Source organism: Pseudomonas sp. NPDC089918 (assembly GCF_050280605.1).
Classification (GTDB): Bacteria; Pseudomonadota; Gammaproteobacteria; order Pseudomonadales; family Pseudomonadaceae; genus Aquipseudomonas.
This window is the reverse complement of record NZ_JBNNVP010000103.1, coordinates 1-1,532: the sequence shown is the minus strand read 5'-3', so window position 1 is coordinate 1,532 and position 1,532 is coordinate 1. Positions and strand designations below refer to the sequence as shown.

Here is a 1,532-nt window from a genome sequence, read left to right as displayed (position 1 = left end):
ATTGCGGCGTCAGGTGCTGCTCGCTGCGCAAGATGAAACCGTCCTGGGGGTCGACCCAGTAGCGGTTGGTGGCGTGGAAATTCAGGGTGGGTGCACTGGCGGCAACTTGGTTGTACGTCCAGCAGCCAAGGCTCGCGGTTAAGGGGAAGCTGACATGCAATTAAATGTAAATGACGCTCAAGCGATCGAAGTTTCCGAACTGACATTTGGCGGCGAATTCAACGAGACGCTGGTTCACCAAGCAGTCGTGGCCTACATGGCCGGCGGCCGTCAAGGTAGCAAGCAGCAAAAGACCCGTTCCGACGTTCGTGGTGGCGGTAAGCGCCCATGGCGTCAGAAAGGTACTGGCCGTGCTCGTGCCGGTACTATCCGTAGCCCAATCTGGCGTGGCGGCGGTACCACTTTCGCAGCTCGTCCTCAGGATCACACCCAGAAGCTGAACAAGAAGATGTATCGCGCAGCAATGCGTTCCATCCTTGCTGAGCTGGTGCGTACTGATCGTCTGGTTGTGGTTCAGGACTTCGCTGTTGATGCACCGAAGACCAAAGATCTGCTGAACAAACTGACCGGCATGGGCCTGACTGACGTCTTGATCGTGTCTGAAGTGGTTGATCAGAACCTGTACCTGGCTGCTCGCAACCTGCCGCACGTTGATGTACGTGACGTGCAAGGTTCCGATCCAGTTAGTCTGATCGCATACGACAAGGTGTTGATCACCGTGTCGGCCGTGAAGAAATTCGAGGAGCTGCTGGGATGAACCAGGAACGCGTATTTAAAGTTCTGCTTGGCCCGCACGTTTCCGAGAAGGCTACGGTTCTGGCTGACAAGAAAGGCCAGTTCGTTTTCAAGGTTGCAACTGACGCAACCAAGCTGGAAATCAAGAAGGCCGTCGAAAGCCTGTTCAGCGTGAAAGTAGAGCGTGTTACTACCCTGAATGTTCTGGGTAAGAGCAAGCGCACTGCTCGCGGTCTGGGCAAGCGTAATGACTGGAAGAAGGCAGTTATCTCCCTTCAGCCAGGCCAAGATCTCGATTTCAGCAGCAGTGCTGAGTAAGGAAGGGGTGCATCATGGCAATCGTTAAATGCAAACCGACTTCCCCTGGCCGCCGTTTTGTGGTCAAGGTGGTCAACCAGGAGCTGCATAAAGGCGCTCCTCACGCACCGCTGCTCGAGAAAAAATCGAAGACTGGTGGTCGTAACAACAATGGTCGTATTACCACTCGTCACATCGGTGGTGGCCATAAGCAGCATTATCGTCTGGTCGATTTCCGTCGCAACGACAAAGATGGCATCTCTGCCACTGTCGAGCGTATTGAATACGATCCAAACCGTACTGCTCACATCGCTCTGCTGCTGTACGCAGATGGCGAGCGTCGCTACATCATCGCCCCTAAAGGCGTGAGTGCTGGTGACCAGCTGATCGCAGGTGCTTTGGCATCTCGTGTGAACATTTTTACCTACTTCTGCAGCAGAAATTGGTAGGGAGTCTAAAATTGAAATGCCATGGATCGGTTCCATCCCATATCTGCGTAA

The 1,532-nt window shown here is 53.9% G+C and carries 3 protein-coding genes and 1 pseudogene; 3 read left to right on the top strand and 1 reads right to left on the bottom strand.

Translation table 11 applies throughout. The features are described from left to right. The coding region (locus ACQKPC_RS30360; RefSeq protein WP_427628329.1) for a YjbF family lipoprotein at positions 1–160 on the bottom strand (160 nt) is incomplete at its 3' end. Here ACQKPC_RS30360 and rplD point away from each other — a divergent pair. The 3 genes and pseudogenes from rplD to ACQKPC_RS30345 all read left to right on the top strand — a co-directional run. Beyond that, positions 155–757, top strand: a complete 603-nt coding sequence (gene rplD, locus ACQKPC_RS30355; protein WP_007896707.1) for a 50S ribosomal protein L4 — start codon at positions 155–157, stop codon at positions 755–757. The genes ACQKPC_RS30360 and rplD overlap by 6 nt on opposite strands. After that, on the top strand, positions 754–1,053 hold the full coding sequence (gene rplW, locus ACQKPC_RS30350; RefSeq protein WP_002555488.1) for a 50S ribosomal protein L23: 300 nt from the start codon (positions 754–756) through the stop codon (positions 1,051–1,053). The genes rplD and rplW overlap by 4 nt, the downstream gene beginning before the upstream one ends. A gap of 14 nt (positions 1,054–1,067) precedes the next feature. Further along, positions 1,068–1,427: pseudogene (locus tag ACQKPC_RS30345) on the top strand (50S ribosomal protein L2); the annotation flags it as partial. Between the last annotated feature and the right edge of the window lie 105 nt (positions 1,428–1,532).

Coding starts and splice junctions, on each gene's coding strand:
- rplD (WP_007896707.1), top strand. CDS start 155: ATGCAATTAAATGTAAATGACGCTCAAGCGATCGAAGTTTCCGAACTG.
- rplW (WP_002555488.1), top strand. CDS start 754: ATGAACCAGGAACGCGTATTTAAAGTTCTGCTTGGCCCGCACGTTTCC.